This window comes from Bacillus sp. RC251 (genome assembly GCF_044908765.1).
GTDB lineage: Bacteria > Bacillota > Bacilli > Bacillales > Bacillaceae_G > Bacillus_A > Bacillus_A wiedmannii.
Genome location: NZ_JBIYDP010000007.1, coordinates 1 through 19178 on the forward strand (window position 1 = coordinate 1; position 19178 = coordinate 19178).

Consider the following 19178-nt stretch of genomic DNA (forward strand, 5'->3'; position numbering starts at 1 on the left):
GGCCTCTTCTTTAGGCTTTACTACCTCTTGTACTTTCACTTCTTCTTTAGGCTTTGTTACTTTTTGTACTTTCGCTTCTTCCTTAGGCTTTGCTATTTCTCTTGCTTCGGCCTCTTCTTTAGGCTTTACTACCTCTTGTACTTTCACTTCTTCTTTAGGCTTTGTTACTTTTTGTACTTTCGCTTCTTCCTTAGGCTTTGCTACTTCTTGTACTTTCACTTCTTCTTTAGGCTTTACTACCTCTTGTACTTTCACTTCTTCTTTAGGCTTTACTACCTCTTGTACTTTCACTTCTTCTTTAGGCTTTGTTACTTTTTGTACTTTCGCTTCTTCCTTAGGCTTTGCTATCTTTTGTGCTTTAACTTCATCCTTAGCTTTAGCTGGTTTGTGTACTTTCGCTACTTGCTTCGTTTTCTCTTTAGCTGTGTTTTCAACTGGTGCTGTACTTGATAGGAAAGAAACATTTGCATAAGCTGTTTTTCCTTTATACTCAAATTTTAGCCAACCGTCTTTTACTTGATGTGTTGATTCAATTACATCATCTTTTTTCAGTCTGCCTAGAATTTCTGATTCTGTATTTGCATCAGAGCGTACATTTAACAAATTCGCTGTTACATGATACACATCTTTTGTAAACTCTGAGCTTACAAACACTTCTTTACCGTTTAAATCAATTTTTGACCATCCATCTTCGGTATTTATTACTTTTAACTCTTGTCCCTCCTTTACCTTTTCGATAACTTTTGATTCCGTAGTCGGTTTTTCACGTACGTTGAGTACATCTGCTGTTACGATCGTTTCTGCGATAGCAGTTGTGGTAAAAGCCCCCAACCCAAAAACAGTTGCTGTTGCTGCGCCAATTATTTTTTTCATATTAGCCTCCATTATTTTTTCGATTTCTACCAAATACTCCCATGAAATTAGGGGAGCATTTGCAACAGTATATTAATACGACTTAATATACTGCTATTAAAACTCCTTACTCCAATACTATCAAATTCTCATTTTTAATTCTATATATTATAAAGTGAAACTTTAATCAGTGGGGGTTTTGTTCATCCCCCACCTAACTTCTTTGCTTTCGCTGAATTTTGAGGTGGGGGTCTTACTGCCCATTAAAGCGGGATAAAATGAGGTGAGCAAAAAGCTATTTGTTTAAGAATTTCTACAGTTATCTTTCTTGATTATCATAATATGTTTTATCTGCATATTTTTTATCATTTCCTTTTAAATACGCTAAGATTATTTTTGGATTTTTAACTAAAGTCCAATCTCCATATGTATCAAATCTTCTGCACGAAGTTATCATTCCATTTTTTATTGTACCGAACTTCTTATTTTGTTGTTTTCCCCATTCTTTTAAACGTTTTGCAAAATCTGCATCTTCTGCCATAAGCATATTTTCATTAAATCCATTAATCGCCATAAAATCGTTTCTATAGCACCAAAAAATCCCGACAGATATAGCCCCGTACTTAAAAAATAATGGAATTATTATTAACAATGCGGAAACAAATATTCCTAAAGATATTCTTTCAAACTTACCGGTTACCCCACCGCCAATATATTTACCTGAAACTAAATATTTTTCTACGTTAGACAAAAAAGACTCTGTCATTTGCGTATCAGCATCTATAGTAATGATTATTTCTCCAGTAGCTATCGCGGCTCCTGCATTTCGGATTTTCGATAAATTTTTATCGTCATTTTTTAATGTAATACAGTTATACCCCTTTGCTATTTCTTCTGTTTTATCTGTACAACGATTTAAAACCACTATGACTTCAGTTTGATCTTTATATGCTTCCGCTGCCTTTGAAATAGAATCTAAACATTTTCCAATGTATTTTTCTTCATTATGCGCAGGGATTATAATAGAAAATTTTATATCTTTCTTTAAATCGTTTCTTAAAGATTCATTCGTTTCTTTCATAACACACCCCTTTTTATAAAGTGAAACTTTAATCAGTGGGGTTTTCTTCATCCCCCACTGATTATTAGTTGAACCAATCGGACTTTTATGGGCAGTCCGACCCCCACCTAACTTCTTTGCTTTCGCTGAATTTTGAGGTGGGGGTCTTACTGCCCATTAAAGCGGGATAAAATGAATTTTCGCTCTATATAACATATATTAATATTTATGAGGTTGTATTATAAAAATTAAAAATATACTAATACTAGTTTGATTAAAGTTACCTAAAATTCTACTATCAAAACAAAATGAAACAATACTTTTTATGCTACATAGTTATTGCAATTCCTGCCAAAAATAAACTTACGATTGCTAAAAATTTTGTGCCGACTATAGCCCCTCTTAAATGAAATTTATAATCTTTATAACCCTTCATGCCTTCTGTACTAGGAATAACAACAAATCTTGGGGTAATCCAGCAAAAGATTAGCCAATCAATTATAAACAAATCTACTAAATTAAAAATCATTACAATACCAAAAGCATGTAAATAGGCATCAATATATAATAATTTTTCATGTTTATGTAATATATATGTAGAAACGAAAGGAGTACCGAAAAGAATAGCATTATATGCAATGTTAAAGTAAATCGTTTGCTTTTTTTCATAAATCGATTTTGGAAAAACTACCTTTTGAATATCTTTTGGATAATCAGTTAACGAAAGACGCGGATTATAATATAAAGATCCTAAAATCATTACAGATAGTACAATAGACATGATGATACCAACGTACATCATTTGCTCAAATGAATTCATATGCTTCATTCACCCTTTTCTGTATTCGCTCCATAGTACACTTACTTAATTACATATTGTATGTACGATACTAACCAAAGATTAACAATTACTTTTGTTAATCTTTTATAAATGTAGTTTTTATATCTGAAAAAGTTTGGGAGATTGATGTATTGCCTGGGGAGATTTTGAGTACATATATATAATTACAAAAAGGCAGTGCTACATATATGAAGCACTGCCTTTTTCTTTATCGGAATATTCCCCTTCCTTTCTTCATTTAATCTTAAAGTATAGTCATTGTTTACTTACTGCTTTTCCAAATTGTAAGCATTTTATTTTGTAACAAGGAGAGAAAGAGAAAATGAGTAATCCAAAAATCGAACTTACTGGTCGTATCGTTACACCTAATGATCCGGACTATAATTCAGCTCGTGAGGAGTTCAACACATTCTTTAACAAATTCCCGTTAATCATTGTCTTTGCTCAAAATACGCAAGATGTAGTGAATGCTATTCGCTGGTCGAGGCTACATAACATCCCTATGCGTATGCGCTCTGGACGTCATAATTATGAGGCATTATCCGTTAGTAATGCTGGCCTTGTAATTGATGTAAGTGAAATGAAACAATTAGAAATAGATCACAAAAGTGAGACTGTAACAATCGGAACAGGCTGGAGGAACATTTCTTTAATTGAAACACTTGCAGCTGAAGGATTAGTTGTGCCAAGTGGAGTTTGTCCGACACCTGGTATTGCAGGTGTTACTTTAGGAGGCGGACATAGCATTCTCTCCCGTCCGTTTGGATTAACTCTCGATCATTTAATTGAATTTGAAATGGTAGACGCAAACGGCTGTGTAATACGTGCTAATACAAAGTGTAACTCTGACCTCTTTTGGGCTTCACGAGGTGCTGGTGGTGGAAACTTTGGCATATGTACTTCGTTCAAATTTCGAACTCATAAAATTAATACGGTAGGCTTTGCAGAAATAAGCTGGGGAATATCCGATTTAAAAGACGTAATAAACACTTGGCAAACTTACACACTACCTTGCGCTGATAAACGACTTACAACTACTCTTTTCATGTCTGCAGAGTTCGAACCATCTTTATTAATGCAAGGTGTATTTCTCGGCTCTGTTCAAGAATTGCAGGTACTGCTACAGCCATTATTAAACGCCGGTTCACCATTACAAGTAACTATAGAAGAAATACCATGGGCAGAAGCAGCAGCGAAAATAGCCGAAAAGCAACCTGCAACACCTTTACCCTTTAAAAGTGTTGGTCCATATGTATATGAACTCCTACCAGAAGAAGGCCTATCCATAATTGATCACTTTATTAAAAATTCACCTCCCCATGCCACCACCTCCGTATTTTTCCACGGATTAGGCGGGGCTGTTGCTGAAGTACCAAATGAAGCGACTGCTTATTATTACCGAAAAGCACTATCAAATATGTCAATCTTCGCCACTTGGGGGCAACCAGAAGGTGCTGCTGCAAGTATTCGATGGGTGAAAGACTTTCGCTTAGCAATGCTGCCATTTACAAAAGGTGTATACGTTAATACTCCCGACCTATCCATTAAAGATTGGCCAGATGCATACTTCAGTTGCAACTTTGACCGATTAATGGAAGTAAAAGCAAAATATGATCCGAAAAATGTTTTTAACTTCCCGCAAAGTATTCCGCCTTTTTAACTGTTTTAATATTGTTCAAACTGCTAAATAAACATTCATGTTATATTTAGCAGTTTAGTATAACAATATCTTTTAATTTATATAATAATATTTACAAAACATAAGATTTTACTTCTTTACTTATTTTCTTATCTATTAAGACTCTTACTATATTAAAAATCAATGCGAGACAAAATATAGTAGCTCCGATTAAAAATGCTAAATTATAACTACGAATAGTTCCTTTCTTATATTCCGCATTTAGTTGTTTGTAAATTTTGCCCTCCTCATCAGTTTTTAAGTCGATTTGCTGTTTTTTATTTATCGCTTGCACTACTTGTACCTTTTCTAAATTTGACAAATCACTATTTTTAATCATAGTCACTACTTCCTTATTTATCTTCTCTTTTTCAACTAACAACTGATGATTCAAAAACATCACCAGAATCGCTACCCCAACAATACCTCCAACTGTTCTAGAAATATTACATACACTTGTAGCAACGCCTGAATTTTCAATTGGCACACTTAAAACTGCCGTTGTTGTATACGGTGCTATTGTACAGCCAGTTCCAATCCCCACAATCATTAATCGCCAAATATAATCCCATGTAGTAAAGGTGGAGTCTATTTGACTAAATAAATATGATGCTATGATAAATATTAGTAGTCCTACACTACCTATTAATGAACTTCCCCGCTTTGCTGCAATTGGTGTCACTACTGATGTAACAATCATTGAAACTATCGCTAGCGTGCTAATTATTAAACCTGACTGTAATTCAGTCATACCTCCTACTTGAACGAAATAAAAAGCAAGTATAAACAAAAAGTTCATTAATCCCATTCCAACAAAGAATAAAGAAAAATTCGAGATTGAAAACTCTTTATTTGTGAATAACTTTAATGGCAACATTGGATTTTCACTTTTCTTTTCAATAATAAAAAATAATATAAAACCTATGAGTGAGAGCATAAAAAGAAGTATTAAGCTTATCATGCTTAAATGATTTGTATTTACTTGTATGAGTGCATATACGAGTAAGCATAGTGCAGATGCAGAAGTAATCATACCTGCCCAATCTATTTTAGAGCTTGCAGCATGATCATAGGATTCCTTAATACAAAGAATCACGAAGATGAAAGATAAAATACCAACTGGTATATTAATAAAAAACACCCAACTCCAATTCAATTTGTGAGTTAAAATACCTCCAAGTGAAGGGCCAATTGCCGCTGCTAATCCCCCAAAAGCTCCCATGATACCTCCTATCATACCTTGTTTCTCTTTCGGTACTAAATTAAGGCCTAATGGCATAGCAACTGGTACGATAACTGCGGCTGAAATTCCTTGTATTACCCTAAAAGCTACTAATGTATGAAAAGAAGTGGCTATACCACACATAAACGAACTAACAGAAAACCCCAATAAACCAATAATATACAGCTTCTTGCGACCAAACTGGTCCGCAAGACGTGCTGCAATTAATAAACACGATACAAAGGCGACGTTATAACTATTAGCAATCCATGAAATTGTATCAATTGACGAATGAAATGTCTTTGTCATTTCTGGTAATGCGATATTCACAATATTTGAATCTAAAATTGCCATAAAAAAACCTGCAATTAAAGCTATTAATGCAAATGTATTCCGCAATTCTCCCACCCCTATTCGTTTTCTTTATTTGAAATTCCATTCATAAATAAATTTACACACGTCTCTATATATTCTTCTAACTGAATTTCTTCTTCCGTTATACTAACGTTCATAATGTATAAAAACAGTTGTCCGTAAAACATATTCGCTATTACACGGTAATTACACGGGGAAATGTGTCCTTTCTCTCCAAGTTGCTTTAAATAATTTTCTAGGTGATCTACTAAATGTAAATTCAACTCGTGTAGTAATGTTTTCATTTCACTATTTTGTCTTGATTCTATTAATGCAGCCCAAATATAGTTCAGCTTTGGCAAATTGGTTTGAATATATGTTTCTGCCACTTTCGTAAGGTCCTTATGTAAATCACCAGTAAATTGTTCTTCAATTTCCTCTAACAAAGCCACTGGTGTCGTCCGTAAAATAATACTCTCTCTAAATAAATTTTCCTTATTTTTAAAATTACGGAATATCGTTAACTCGCTTACCCCAGCTTTTTCTGCCACTTCACGAATTGTTGTCGCTGTATACCCCTTTTCCCCGAATAATAACGTAGCAGCTTCCATAACTTTTTCTCGTGCTGTTAATTTCCCCATCTTTATTCCTCCATCCAATATGTTAGTAAGTAATTACTAACATATTATCACAAAAGAAAAATGAAAGTAACTAGTTACTTTCATTTTTCTGGAATTTCATTATCTAATTTCTTGAAAATAAAAATTTCTCAAATATTAACAAAGCGTCTCATTCCCAAGTTTCCAGCTAAACCATCTCCCATGCCCTTCTGTTTCTCCAACCGTTTCACGATATTCGTTTCCGTTAATATAATAATCAATATGAAGGTCACGATCCCACATGTTGTTATACAGGTGGAATACATCACGTTTTGCTCCAATTTCTTGGATTTGTTTTTCTAACTTACGTTTTACTTGTTCAGGTATTTGATTGGCGACGTGTGTATGGAAAATACAGATAACAGCATCGCTACTTATTCGTTCAATAATAGATGGTAATAGCTCCACGCCGTCTCCTTCTACTAATTGAACAGATTCATTTTTTACTAAAGATGCAGCTTTGTCAAAGAGTTCAAGTCTTTCTTTATGCTCTGGCCAAATGAGTGCACGTAGCCATAAATAATCTTCATTACTATGTAAATCATTTACATGTAAATCTAATCCGATTCTTTCTACGACAGGTGGACTTTCTTTTAAAAGTTGAGGCACATTCTCCCCTCTTATTTCAGAAGTTACATGTACATTCGAATTTATATTTCCGTATGTTTCATCTGTACCGTACGAATAGCTATATTGGTCCCAAAATAGTTGTAATCCAGAACTTGTCCCAATTTCTATTAACGCTAACGGTTTATTCACTTTGTTAAATATGCAACTGAAACTTGGATATAAGTACGCACATCGTCTTACTTCATTCGTTTGAACAAGTTTCGTTTGTAATAAAGTAATGATTTCCTCTCTGTACATTTTACAGAAATCTTTAAAATGACCAAAAGCTAGATCTAAATCTGTATTAACATGTTCAACTAAGCTACTATAATACGTTTTTAAATGATGTTCTTTCCCTGCTAATAATAAATAATGTACTGCACCTAATAATAAGTTTGGGACTGGTTGACCTGCTTGAGCGTAGGAAGATAGTGTAAGTACTTCCTCATCTTCAGCAATTTGTATTGATAAGTATTCATATAAGTCACTTGACCCTTTACATTCCTTTATTGAAAAATTTCGAAATAAGTTTGCGATTTGTTCTTGTGTACGCATGTGTATCCCTCCTTTTTAAACTTCAGAATAATCATACAATAAACAGAGCAAAAAATCCCATAAAAAGGTATACTTTCTACCTACTTTTGGATACGTAAGCTTTTTCGAGATAATTTCAAACTGTAATTTTTTTCTATTTATCACCTTAAAAGAGCTTGTTAAATAAGATTTTTGGCGAATAAAACGTTAAATAGTTTAAAATTATCAGATAACACTAGATATTTTAGTCTATTAATTATTATAATAGAGTATGAGATGGTTATACAATTGAGACAAAAAAGGTAAATACCTAGGTGGGGCCTAGGCGGTGTTTCTCTTTTACGGCTTAGACATAGAAAACACCTACTCTTTTTTGCCAATATAGGGGATGGAGAGATTATCATGAGCAACATGCAGCAAAAAACAGACGTTATCTTAATTGGTGCAGGAATTATGAGTGCAACGTTAGGCTCATTACTAAAAGAATTAGCACCTGAATGGGAAATTAAAGTTTTTGAAAAACTCGCAAGTGCCGGGGAAGAAAGCTCTAATGAATGGAATAATGCAGGTACAGGGCATTCTGCGCTATGCGAACTGAACTATACTTCCGAAAAATCTGACGGATCTATAGATATTAGTAAGGCTGTAAAAGTGAATGAGCAATTCCAGCTTTCAAGACAATTTTGGGCATATCTTGTAAAAAGTAAATTAATTCGTAATCCACAAGATTTCATTATGCCTCTACCTCATATGAGTTTAGTACAAGGTGAAAAAAATGTTGAGTTTCTAAAAAACCGTTTTGAAGCGCTTTCGAAAAATCCACTGTTTCAAGGTATGGAATTTTCCGATGCTCCTGAAACATTAAAAAAATGGCTTCCACTCATTATGGAAGGACGTACACCTAACGAACCAATGGCTGCAACGAAGATTGACTCTGGAACAGATGTTAACTTCGGTGCATTAACTCGTATGTTGTTTGATTACTTACAAACGAAAAATGTCGAGCTAAACTACAAACATAGTGTCGAAAATATTAAACGCACAAAGAATGGTTTGTGGGAAGTAAAAGTACACGATATGAATAGTGGTAAAATTGAACATCATACTGCAAAATTCGTCTTTATTGGCGGCGGCGGTGGTAGTCTACCTCTACTACAAAAGACTGGCATTCCTGAATCAAAACATATCGGTGGATTCCCAGTAAGTGGACTATTTATGGTATGTAAAAACCAAAAAGTTGTAGAGCAACATCATGCGAAAGTATACGGTAAAGCTAAAGTTGGCGCTCCGCCAATGTCTGTACCTCACCTTGATACGAGATATATAGACAATAAAAAAGCTTTACTATTTGGACCGTTCGCAGGGTTCTCTCCTAAGTTCTTAAAAACTGGCTCAAACCTTGACTTAATCGGTTCTGTAAAACCGAATAACGTCTTAACGATGTTAGCAGCTGGTGTAAAAGAAATGGGACTAACAAAATACTTAATTCAGCAAGTTATGTTATCACATGAAAAGCGTATGGAAGAATTACGCGAATTCATTCCGAACGCGAAAAGTGAAGATTGGGATATTGTAGTTGCTGGGCAACGTGTGCAAGTAATTAAAGATACTGATGCTGGTGGTAAAGGTACACTTCAATTCGGTACAGAAGTTGTAAGTGCCGCTGACGGCTCAATCGCTGCATTACTAGGTGCATCACCAGGTGCTTCTACTGCCGTTCACGTCATGCTTGAAGTATTAGAAAAATGTTTCCCAAGCCGCATGGTAGAATGGGAAGAAAAAATAAAAGAAATGATTCCTTCTTATGGCATTTCGCTAACAGAGAATCCACGATTGTTCCAAGACCTTCACACTTCTACAGGTCGTACGCTTGGATTAAACGAAAAAGAAACGGTTCATAATTAATGAAGAAATAAAAAAACGTCCGATATATTCGGACGTTTTTTTATTTCTCTGACAAAGAATTATTGTGAATAAAATTATATCAGCGATTCGACAATGAATATCGACTTAACGACCAAAAACGACAATCCAATATTAACTTTCAGCTAAACATTTTCCTTATCGGGAGAACTTCCCTCTACATTCATGTTCCCCAATCTCCTTACTGCGAAGCTTCCCCTACTGATATAGAGTTTGCACATTCTTTTCACCCAACTATTTATCCAGCATTAATGTGCAGTAAGATTCCCATCACAATATTCGGCTTGAACAAAGAAGTTAGGTGAGAGTCGGACTAATAATCAGCGGGGATGAATAAAAACTCCACGGAGTAAAGTTTCAACTGGAATAAACAAAATATATGGCACATATGTTTAAGCAGTGGTCAATTGTTGAAAGGGATGACGCGTATGACACAGCTGAACTTTGAACAGAATTTATTAACGAAAGTAGCTTGGTACTATTATAAAGACCAATTAACACAACAGGAAATTGCTTCACTTCTTCACATTTCAAGAAATAAAGTTGTCCGATTATTAGATAAGGCACGCAGTGAAGGTATCGTTACATTTCACGTAAAAGGAACTGGTTTACACTGTTTAAGTATTGAGCGTGACCTAATGAAAAAATTCCACTTAAAAGATGCTTTTATTATCCCTACTTCAATAAACAATTATCACGCTTCTCTCGGAAAAGCTGCTGCACAATATTTAGAAACTCAGCTCCAGCAAGGTGATTTACTCGGCATTGGATGGGGCGAAACGATTAGCAAAATGCTAGAAAACATTCATTTTGAAACTTCTATTAATCTTTCAATTGTAACGCTAACAGGCGGAGTAAATCACTATCTCCCGAGAAAACAAAACTATTTTCACTACATGCAAGGCGATTTTCACATTATCCCTACGCCGTTTCTAGCATCTACAACCGAAATGGCACAAAGTATTCTATCGGAACCGACTGTAAAAGATATGCTTCATGTCGCTTCACTTGCACATACGGCAGTTGTCGGTATTGGAGGATTATCTCAAGACGCTACGATTGTAAAGGAAGAAAAATTAACACTACGTGAAATGACGTATATTCGTAGCCAAAACGGTGTTGGCGATATTTTAGGACAGTTTTACAATACGAATGGTGATTTATTAAAGCTCCCGCATCATAGTCGACTAATTGGTACGCCGCTCTCGATTCTGCGCAAAATGAAACATGTTGTTGGTGTTGCTGGAGGTATAGAAAAGATAGATGCAATTTACGGTGCCTTAAAAGGAAAGTTCATTCATACATTAATTACCGATGAGGAAACGGCCCTCTCCTTATTACGAAAGGATGGTGATTGTTAATGTCTCATTTATTAGCTTTTGATGCTGGTACAGGAAGCGTTCGAGCTGTTCTTTTTGATTTATTAGGGAATCAAATTGCGGTCAGTCAAAAAGAATGGGTTCATAACACGGATCCTCGTTACCCAGGTTCTATGAATTTTGATGTAATAGAAAACTGGAAGCTAGTACAACAGTGCACGAAAGAAGTTTTACAAAGAAGTAATGTCACGCCCTCTTCTATTCTAGCTATTAGCGCTACTAGTATGCGAGAAGGTTTTGTTTTATATGATAAAGGTGGGCAAGAAATATGGGCTTGTGCAAATGTTGATGGACGTGCATCCTCTGAAGTTAGTGAGCTAAAAGAAATACGGTCACATCTTGAAGAAGATTTATATACTAGATCTGGTCAAACTTTTTCATTAGGTGCTTTACCTCGCCTACTTTGGATTAAAAAACATGAACCAGACGTCTATAGTAATATTCATTCTTTTACGATGTTAAACGATTGGATTTTATATAAACTAAGCGGCGTACTACAAATCGATCCCTCAAACGGATGTACATCCGGTATTTTTGACCTACAAAATAGAGTATGGGATAGCGATGTCGCTATCGAGTGCGGTTTAACGTTGCCATTTTCACCAACAGTAAATGAAGCTGGTACAGTAATTGGTACCGTCACAAAAGAGTGTGCAGCATTAACTGGATTATGTGAAGGAATTCCTGTCGTCGTCGGGGGCGGAGATGCACAAATGGCTTCACTTGGAACAGGAGTCGTGAAACCTAATCAAACGTTAATATGCGGAGGTAGTTTTTGGCAGCAAGAAGTAAATGTTACAGAGCCAAAAACAGATCCACATGCTTCCATTCGGGTAAATTGTCACGTTATACCTAACCTTTGGCAATATGAAACGATTGCCTTTTTCCCAGGCCTTGTTATGCGTTGGTTTCGAGATGCTTTTTGCCATGAGGAAAAGAAACTTGCTGACAAACTCGGTGTAGATGCTTATGCATTATTAGAAGAACAAGCGAAAGACGTACCTGTCGGCTCACATGGTATTATCCCTACTTTTTCAAACGTAATGAACTACATTTCTTGGCGTCATGCCGCACCTTCTTTTTTAAATTTAAGTTTAGATGCTGACAAATGCGGAAAAAAAGAGCTGTTCCGTGCTATTGAAGAAAATGCTGCCTTCGTTACACTTGGTAACTTAAAATTAATAGAAAATCTTACAGGAACATTCCCTTCTGAAGTCATTTTTGCTGGCGGTGCTGCTAAAGGAAAACTATGGCCACAAATTTTATCGGACGTCCTTGGTATTCCTGTAAAAGTACCTGTTGTGAAAGAAGCAGCTGCTTTAGGAACTGCGATTGCTGCTGGAGTTGGCGCTGGCATATATTCATCTATGGAAGAAACTGCTGAACAGTTTGTACAGTGGGAGCACACATTCGAGCCAATTACTGAAAATCATGAACTATACAAAGAATTCTATGAAACATGGAAAACTGTGTATGACAGTCAACTCGCTTTAGCTGATAAAGGGCTCACCTCACATATGTGGATTGCGCCTGGTGCTCTGTAACACATTACATAAGGGAGTGAAAAAGTATGTTAAAAGCGAATGAAAATGACTTCTCCTATCGCTTCGGTGATAATGGGCCGAAATATTTAATACAAGGGCCGAATATTGATCTTGGTCTTGTTGTCATTCAGCCTGGGCAGGAGTTTCAAAATCACTATCATACGACGTGCGAAGAAGTCTTTTATGCATTAGAAGGTGAAATTGATTTCTATGTGAATAACGAAAGAGTGCCAATTAAACAAGGCGATGTGTTGCAAGTTCGCCCTCATGAGTCTCACTATTTAATTAACCATTCTGACAAACCTTTTAAAGCAGTTTTTATTAAGTCACCACATTTACCAAATAAAGATACGGTACAAACGGAAAATCCAACATTAACGAAGGAGTGATTTCTAATGACTTGGGGATTTAAAAATCGATTAAATACAATTTTACCTGATGGAAGAGCGGTTATGTTAGCGATAGATCACGGCTACTTTTTAGGACCAATACACGGGCTAGAACAGCCACTTGAAACAGTTAAAAACTTACTTCCTTACACAGATTCTCTCTTTTTAACTCGAGGTGTACTTAGCTCCTGTATTCCTGAAAACTGCAGCACACCGATGGTTATGCGTGTATCAGGCGGAGCTACTGTCGTCGGTAAAGATTTAGCGAATGAAACAATTGTTACACCTGTAAAAGAGGCAGTAAAACAAAACGCAATTGGCGTCGGCGTTTCTGTTTTCGTCGGATCAGACTATGAAACACAAACCGTATCAAATCTCGCAAATGTAGTTTCAGAAGCTCACGATTACGGTCTACCAGTACTCGGTATTACTGCTGTTGCGAAAGAATTACAAAAACGTGAAGCACGCTTTCTAGCACTCGCTTCCCGCGTTTGTGTTGAAATGGGAGCTGACATTATTAAAACATATTACTGCGAAGGATTCGAAAAAATTACAAGCACTTGTCCTGCCCCAGTCGTAATCGCTGGTGGTCCAAAACTCGATTCAATTGAAGACGCATTAAACATTACGTACAATGCACTGCAAGAAGGCGCAATCGGCGTAGATATGGGCCGAAACATATGGCAATCTGAACATCCTGCTGCCATGATTCAAGCGATTCATGGCATTGTGAAGAATGGAATGAATGTGAAAGAGGCTCTCCAATTATATGAAGATGTAAAAAATTAAAATAAACGACAGACTATTACACTTACATATATACAAACTCAATATTTACTATAATGAAAAGCCTCTATGTTAGATTACTAAGTAACCTAACATAGAGGCTTTCTTTTACAATTTTTGTTCTGAATTGAGTCAAATCCCTACAGATCGCGCACATTCCAAACAATTTCACCGCGTTCACCAAACGTACTGTGATGCCGCTTAAATCCTATCTTTTCTAATACCCGGAAAGACGCCGTATTCCAAGCGCCTACAGTAGACCAAAGTCTATGGCGACCCGTAGCGATCGCGGCCTCAAGCACTGCTGATGCTGCCTCTGTCGCATAACCTTTGCGATGAGCACGTTGGAACAACTCGTATGCAATTTCCGGCTCTTCAAGCGTGGATCGACCGATGATTAAGCCACAGTATCCGATGAAATCCCCTTCTTCTCGCCTACGTATAGTAAGAAGAGAAATACCATTTTCAGTTGCTTTCTTGCGCATTTCGATAAGAGAGCTACGAACAGATTCAATGGTTGGCATGTCCACACCACGTTCACCAACTAATTTTCTCAGCCAGACTGCATCAGATTCCTCCCACATATTCAGATCGAGTCGTTCCGTTTTTAACTGGAACGCCATATCTTTAAAAACTGCTGTCATAGCGGTAACCTCCTATTGATTTCACTGTACTACTTATAATAGTTTCGTACTTTACCATATGGAAAACCTGCTTGATTCATACATTATTATTATTTTATGCACAAGCAATTCCTCTGCTAAATAGACCTTGTTATCAAACTTCATTTTAAGTCTACAATATTTGATTTATGAATGAGTTTAAATTTACATTTAAAAATGTATCGCACTTTCTTTTTGTTAAAATAAAGAAAAGGAGGAATGATTATGAAACAAATGGGTTTTGAACGGCCTACTGATTATTACGATGAAAGGTTATATACTATCGATGAAAAAATTTGTGCCCTATTAAAAGAACGAAAAGAACTTTCAGATGGTGATCCAGGTTTTCCACATGATGAAGCGATTTATAAATGAGCAAAGCAATACGGATTTTATCCAGACTATTTAAATTCATTATTCTCTTCCATGATGGACGAAGGTGAATTTAAACCTCGCGTCGAACCAACTACATTCAAAAAACATGTACCTGTTTTTAAAACGTATGAACATAAAGGTATCATATGCAAATGCTAGTGTAGTTTATTTATATAGCGATTGGGATTCCACTGATGAAGTTTTTAATGAAAATAAGCCTCATAGTTTCTTCCAATTATCAATAGATGATACATATGACTGCTGGCCAGAAGGTGGTGGTGGCACTGATGGACATTTTAGTCATCATTTCGTTGTATCTCCTGCCCTTCCTGATAATTTGTCTGGAATAAGCTTACGATTTAAAGAACTCAATATGCCGTTTAGGAAAGATCAAGCTGTGCTTGAATTTGAAATTAAGGTAGATTAATAAAGAAGTTGTCTCACAAGTCATTTTACTGACTAAAATCCGTTTATTTTTACTTATATGTCCCTTAAAATAATCAAGCCCCTTTCCAAACTGGATAAGGGGCTTGATCTACATCTTCAAACCATTACTCTTGTTACTTGTTATTGAACTTTCTTACCATCTTTATAGTCAAGGCAGGACACTTCAATTAATAATCCATTAAACATTGTAAAATAAAAACCATAACTACTACCTCTCATAGAATACGGTGCCTTTTCTATTTCAATACCTCCAGCTACTAAACGATTATATGCTTGATCAACTTCATTTGAAGTATCCACTAAAAAACCAATATGAAAAGCTTCTGGATACATAACTTCCATATTCCCCTTAAATGCTTTTGGATCGCTTAGCACAAGTATAAATCCACTCTCATCACTCATTACTACTAGTGCCCTTCCCTTTTGCTCTAAAAATTGAAAATCAAAAAATGTTTCAAAGAAATGTCTCGCTTCTGATAAATCATCAACGCATAGATTCAAATGATTTAACTTCATTCACTCATCTCCTTTTAAGCACAGGGTATATAAACTTATTTTCATAACACTTAAATATGTAAGGTAAGATATTCAAGCGTTCCATCTAAGACTATGCTTTATAGTCTAATAATTTTCTCTATAACCTAGAACGTTTTTATGACTGCAATTCCATAAACCGTTCGACGCGAAATATTATTTTACCTATATAAAATAGTCACATTATTTATTTTTCAAATTGTGTAAAACCCACTCAATCAAGAAAATTGCTGCAGAGGTACGTTCTGTCGTATCACCTAAAAACAGTTTATTTATAAAACCTTCAAAGTGAGTTGGTACTTTAGATAATGTTTCAAAATACTTCAAAACAGATCCCGCTGGCGGTGTAGGCTTATTATTAACAGCCCATATCCCATCTAACAATGTCCAAGTTGACGTATGAACGATGTATGAAGCTTTTAACTCATCATTTGCTTTCAAAGCAGATTGAATTTTAATTAATGAACTATGCAACCAATGAGAAATGCCCTTCACTTTGTCGCTAGAAACACGATAGTTTTCAAATTCATATGTAGCTATTTCCTTTAACTTTTTCAACTCACCGCTTTTATCAAACAAAATTTCCCCTTCTAGAAATGAGTATAGTTCCATCGGATTGTTTTTAAAGTTTACTTGTATTAAATTAAAATCTGCACTCTTATATTCAACTAAAATATCTTCTCTCGTTTCAGAATGAAATTTTTTCTTTTGTCCATCTTCTAAAAGAATATAGAAATCTAAATCCGAATCAGTATATGCATCGCCTCTTGCGACAGATCCAATTAGCATGAATCCATGTACCTTTTCCATAGATAAGGTTTCCGCTACTATTGTTTGCACTAATTTTTTATGTTGTTCATGTTTAATAAATATTTGTGCTTCTAACATTTGTAACCTCCACACACATTATTAAGGAGTTATTCGTTACCTATATATTTTTTACTTCTCTTATATCTTTCATCTTCTACATACTTATTCAACAATTGTCAGTTCATATACAATTACATCTTCACTGCTTTTTGTTTTATCTTGAATCGTCACAATGTCTCCAGCCTTTATTTTCGAAGCGTTCACTACTTTTACCATCTCTGGTGGAACAACCCCTCCATCGTTCTCTTTATTTAGTGGTAACCACTTAACTGATTTACTAGTTGCTTCTAAAATTTTATATTTAATTGTACCATCATATTTTATTTCACCAACAAGATCTTTTACTAATGTTGGTGTATATTTACCCTCTTCTTTTTTCAAAGAGATATGATCACCTATATCTAGGATACCGTTTCTTTTAGGTGCCTCCCATTTTGTTGGATTTAAATCATTTAAACTTACCTTCACACTATCTTCTTTATTCGAACTAGCATCTTTTAGAAATATATCATTATGTTTCTTATCAATAATGATATACTCCTTCTGCTCTACTATTTTTGCACTGCTTTCACGTTTTTCTTCCTCATTCTTAAATACTTCTTCTTTCACATTATTATTACTACACGCTGATAATAATGTCGTTGCTAAAGATGTCATTAGTAATATTCTTTTCACTTCATTTACCTCCATTTACAATTAAAACAAATAAACATATATAACATCCATATTTTACTATAAATCAAAAAAAGAGGATATTTGTTAACAAATATCCTCTACCTTTACATATATATTACGACTGTTGATAAGCCGCTTTCGATGATTTTACATAATAAACTGCGTGATCAACGTTAATGATATGATCTGGTTTTGGTTTGCCACGGCTCGCTCTATGTCCTGCTAAGTGTTCTTCACTTGTTTCCCAGTTTTTCCATGCTTCTTCAGATTCCCAGCGAATCATAACGACTACTTCTTCGTCTCCGCGTCTTACTTTTTTCACAAGAACACTCAAGTCGATAAAGCCTTCAAATTTTTCAATTATACCTTCTCCAGTGAAACGTTCTACAACTATATTTGATGTACCTTCTTTTACTGTAAATGTTTTCGTTTCGATAAACATATATCCCACTCCCTCTTTGTAATACGAATACTACTATTCTTCTATTATAATTGATTATGATAATTATTTTCAATTGTAAAGTTTTAATTTTTTGAATTATGCTGATTTCTTTTCTATCGCCTCATCTAAAAATTTGAAATACGGAAGTAATAATCCTATTAAAGAAGTAATACATATAATCGCACCGATAATAAAGTATAGTGCTCTTATTCCCCAGCTTTCACTTAGTATGCCTCCTAATAACACACCTAACGGCATAGCGGATCGTATGAAAAATAAACGCACTGAAAATACTTGTCCTATCATATTGTTCGGTACTGTTTGTTGGCATATTGTCGTGTTATGAACATTGAAAAAGGCAATGCAAATGCCTGCAACAACTTCAATGAACACTGCAATTACTATACTGTGATTGAACGCTAGAGAAATATATGTGAGTCCTCCTATAAACAATCCACCAAGCATAAGTATACGCCGACTTTTATATGTTACTTTTCCAACTAGTATAGATCCAACTACATAGCCAAATGGGAATCCGGCCATAAAATAACCAAACTCTGCATACCCGGCTGACAGCTCGTCTTTTATATAAGGAAGATTTGTAACTAGCGTAACCCCAACTCCAAATTGCACGAAAGTAAGAAAAATACAGAGCCAAACGATAACTGGTTTTGTGAAAAAATATGTAAAACCGTGAAGAAACTGTTCTAACCACGTTTTCCGAATAGATTGTTTTGTTCTCTTTTCTTTTATATAAAGTAAAAAAGCGCCACTAACAAATAGACAAATACATACGAAAGATAGTGTAAGTTCTACTCCAATCAAATGAATAGCTACTCCGCCTAATATTGGTCCAAGAAACATCATAAGTCGAGCCATCCCATCAATATACGCATTTGCGTCTTGAAGCTGTTCTTTATTTACAATACTCGGTGTAATGGCTTGACTTGCAGGTGTATACAGCGGCGTAATAAGCCCAATTATTATTTGTACGACATATATGTGCCAAACTTCTATACTACTAGTAAGTAACATGACTAACGGTAGTAAGAAAACCGAAGCCCGCACCCATTGCGAAAAAATCATAATCCACTTCCGGCTCCATTTATCAATAAATGGGCCACTTATTAGTTGTAGTATGAGCGATGGGATAAAGTATAGTAACCACATACTACTTAATGCTGTTTTTGACCCTGTTAATTCGTAAACAAGAATTGAATTACATAACGTTCCGAAAGCCCCGCCCAATTCTGAAATCGCGCTACCAATCCACATGAAAAAAAACGAACGATTTTTCAACACATTTTTCAATTTTATACACCAACTTTTCTATTTAATTCCTC

The 19178-nt window shown here is 35.3% G+C and carries 18 protein-coding genes and 2 pseudogenes; 8 read left to right on the top strand and 12 right to left on the bottom strand.

The window, feature by feature from the left end; genetic code table 11:
• From ABH961_RS20015 to ABH961_RS20025, 3 genes are all read right to left on the bottom strand, one after another.
• The coding region (locus ABH961_RS20015; protein WP_404519858.1) for an SH3 domain-containing protein at positions 1–873 on the bottom strand (873 nt) is incomplete at its 3' end.
• Between the two features lie 298 nt (positions 874–1171).
• The gene (locus tag ABH961_RS20020) at positions 1172–1933 is read right to left on the bottom strand and encodes a glycosyltransferase (protein ID WP_048547595.1); all 762 of its coding nucleotides are present in this window, start codon (positions 1931–1933) and stop codon (positions 1172–1174) included.
• A gap of 307 nt (positions 1934–2240) precedes the next feature.
• Entirely contained in the window at positions 2241–2732 is a 492-nt protein-coding gene (locus ABH961_RS20025) for a hypothetical protein (RefSeq protein WP_048547597.1), read from the bottom strand.
• A gap of 107 nt (positions 2733–2839) precedes the next feature.
• Between ABH961_RS20025 and ABH961_RS20030 the strand changes: the two are divergent.
• Together ABH961_RS20030 and ABH961_RS20035 are read left to right on the top strand one after the other, a co-directional pair.
• Positions 2840–2917 (top strand): annotated as a pseudogene (locus ABH961_RS20030) (GNAT family N-acetyltransferase); the annotation flags it as partial.
• Between the two features lie 158 nt (positions 2918–3075).
• Positions 3076–4413: an FAD-binding oxidoreductase gene (locus tag ABH961_RS20035; protein ID WP_404519860.1), complete on the top strand. Its 1338-nt coding sequence runs from the start codon at positions 3076–3078 to the stop codon at positions 4411–4413.
• Positions 4414–4504: 91 nt separating this feature from the next.
• Here the strand turns inward: ABH961_RS20035 and ABH961_RS20040 are convergent, their stop codons facing one another.
• The 3 genes from ABH961_RS20040 to ABH961_RS20050 all read right to left on the bottom strand — a co-directional run bounded on the left by ABH961_RS20040 (position 4505) and on the right by ABH961_RS20050 (position 7830).
• A complete protein-coding gene (locus ABH961_RS20040; protein ID WP_088096768.1) occupies positions 4505–6052 on the bottom strand; it encodes an MFS transporter in 1548 nt (515 codons plus the stop codon).
• A gap of 11 nt (positions 6053–6063) precedes the next feature.
• On the bottom strand, positions 6064–6648 hold the full coding sequence (locus tag ABH961_RS20045; protein WP_048547606.1) for a TetR/AcrR family transcriptional regulator: 585 nt from the start codon (positions 6646–6648) through the stop codon (positions 6064–6066).
• A gap of 135 nt (positions 6649–6783) precedes the next feature.
• The gene (locus tag ABH961_RS20050) at positions 6784–7830 is read right to left on the bottom strand and encodes a DUF2332 domain-containing protein (RefSeq protein ID WP_098049130.1); all 1047 of its coding nucleotides are present in this window, start codon (positions 7828–7830) and stop codon (positions 6784–6786) included.
• A gap of 381 nt (positions 7831–8211) precedes the next feature.
• On the opposite strand from ABH961_RS20050, the gene ABH961_RS20055 reads away from it, so the two are divergent.
• The 5 genes from ABH961_RS20055 to lsrF all read left to right on the top strand — a co-directional run bounded on the left by ABH961_RS20055 (position 8212) and on the right by lsrF (position 13833).
• Positions 8212–9714 (top strand): malate:quinone oxidoreductase, encoded by a 1503-nt coding sequence (locus ABH961_RS20055; protein WP_000069156.1) that lies wholly within the window; start codon positions 8212–8214, stop codon positions 9712–9714.
• Between the two features lie 446 nt (positions 9715–10160).
• Entirely contained in the window at positions 10161–11093 is a 933-nt protein-coding gene (locus ABH961_RS20060; RefSeq protein ID WP_141538807.1) for a sugar-binding transcriptional regulator, read from the top strand.
• Positions 11093–12655 (top strand): autoinducer-2 kinase, encoded by a 1563-nt coding sequence (lsrK, locus tag ABH961_RS20065; RefSeq protein WP_048547611.1) that lies wholly within the window; start codon positions 11093–11095, stop codon positions 12653–12655. Before ABH961_RS20060 ends, lsrK begins: the two co-directional genes overlap by 1 nt.
• A 26-nt stretch (positions 12656–12681) precedes the next feature.
• On the top strand, positions 12682–13044 hold the full coding sequence (locus ABH961_RS20070; RefSeq protein WP_000909986.1) for a cupin domain-containing protein: 363 nt from the start codon (positions 12682–12684) through the stop codon (positions 13042–13044).
• A gap of 6 nt (positions 13045–13050) precedes the next feature.
• Positions 13051–13833 (top strand): 3-hydroxy-5-phosphonooxypentane-2,4-dione thiolase, encoded by a 783-nt coding sequence (gene lsrF, locus ABH961_RS20075; RefSeq protein ID WP_061679973.1) that lies wholly within the window; start codon positions 13051–13053, stop codon positions 13831–13833.
• Positions 13834–13970: 137 nt separating this feature from the next.
• On the opposite strand, the gene ABH961_RS20080 is transcribed toward lsrF, so the two are convergent.
• The gene (locus ABH961_RS20080) at positions 13971–14474 is read right to left on the bottom strand and encodes a GNAT family N-acetyltransferase (protein WP_098049132.1); all 504 of its coding nucleotides are present in this window, start codon (positions 14472–14474) and stop codon (positions 13971–13973) included.
• Between the two features lie 243 nt (positions 14475–14717).
• On the opposite strand from ABH961_RS20080, the pseudogene ABH961_RS20085 reads away from it, so the two are divergent.
• Positions 14718–15294, top strand: a pseudogene (locus ABH961_RS20085) (hypothetical protein).
• A gap of 140 nt (positions 15295–15434) precedes the next feature.
• On the opposite strand, the gene ABH961_RS20090 reads toward ABH961_RS20085, so the two are convergent.
• The 5 genes from ABH961_RS20090 to ABH961_RS20110 form a co-directional block, all read right to left on the bottom strand.
• Positions 15435–15830 (bottom strand): VOC family protein, encoded by a 396-nt coding sequence (locus tag ABH961_RS20090; RefSeq protein WP_048547616.1) that lies wholly within the window; start codon positions 15828–15830, stop codon positions 15435–15437.
• A 201-nt stretch (positions 15831–16031) separates the two neighbouring features.
• On the bottom strand, positions 16032–16736 hold the full coding sequence (locus ABH961_RS20095; protein WP_098068317.1) for a nucleotidyltransferase domain-containing protein: 705 nt from the start codon (positions 16734–16736) through the stop codon (positions 16032–16034).
• An 84-nt stretch (positions 16737–16820) separates the two neighbouring features.
• Positions 16821–17408 (bottom strand): hypothetical protein, encoded by a 588-nt coding sequence (locus ABH961_RS20100; protein ID WP_404519864.1) that lies wholly within the window; start codon positions 17406–17408, stop codon positions 16821–16823.
• 100 nt (positions 17409–17508) lie between these two features.
• A complete protein-coding gene (hmoA, locus tag ABH961_RS20105) occupies positions 17509–17835 on the bottom strand; it encodes a heme-degrading monooxygenase HmoA (RefSeq protein ID WP_000469503.1) in 327 nt (108 codons plus the stop codon).
• A 96-nt stretch (positions 17836–17931) separates the two neighbouring features.
• Complete coding sequence (locus ABH961_RS20110) at positions 17932–19146, bottom strand: MFS transporter (protein WP_404519866.1); 1215 nt, start codon at positions 19144–19146, stop codon at positions 17932–17934.
• Positions 19147–19178 lie beyond the last annotated feature (32 nt).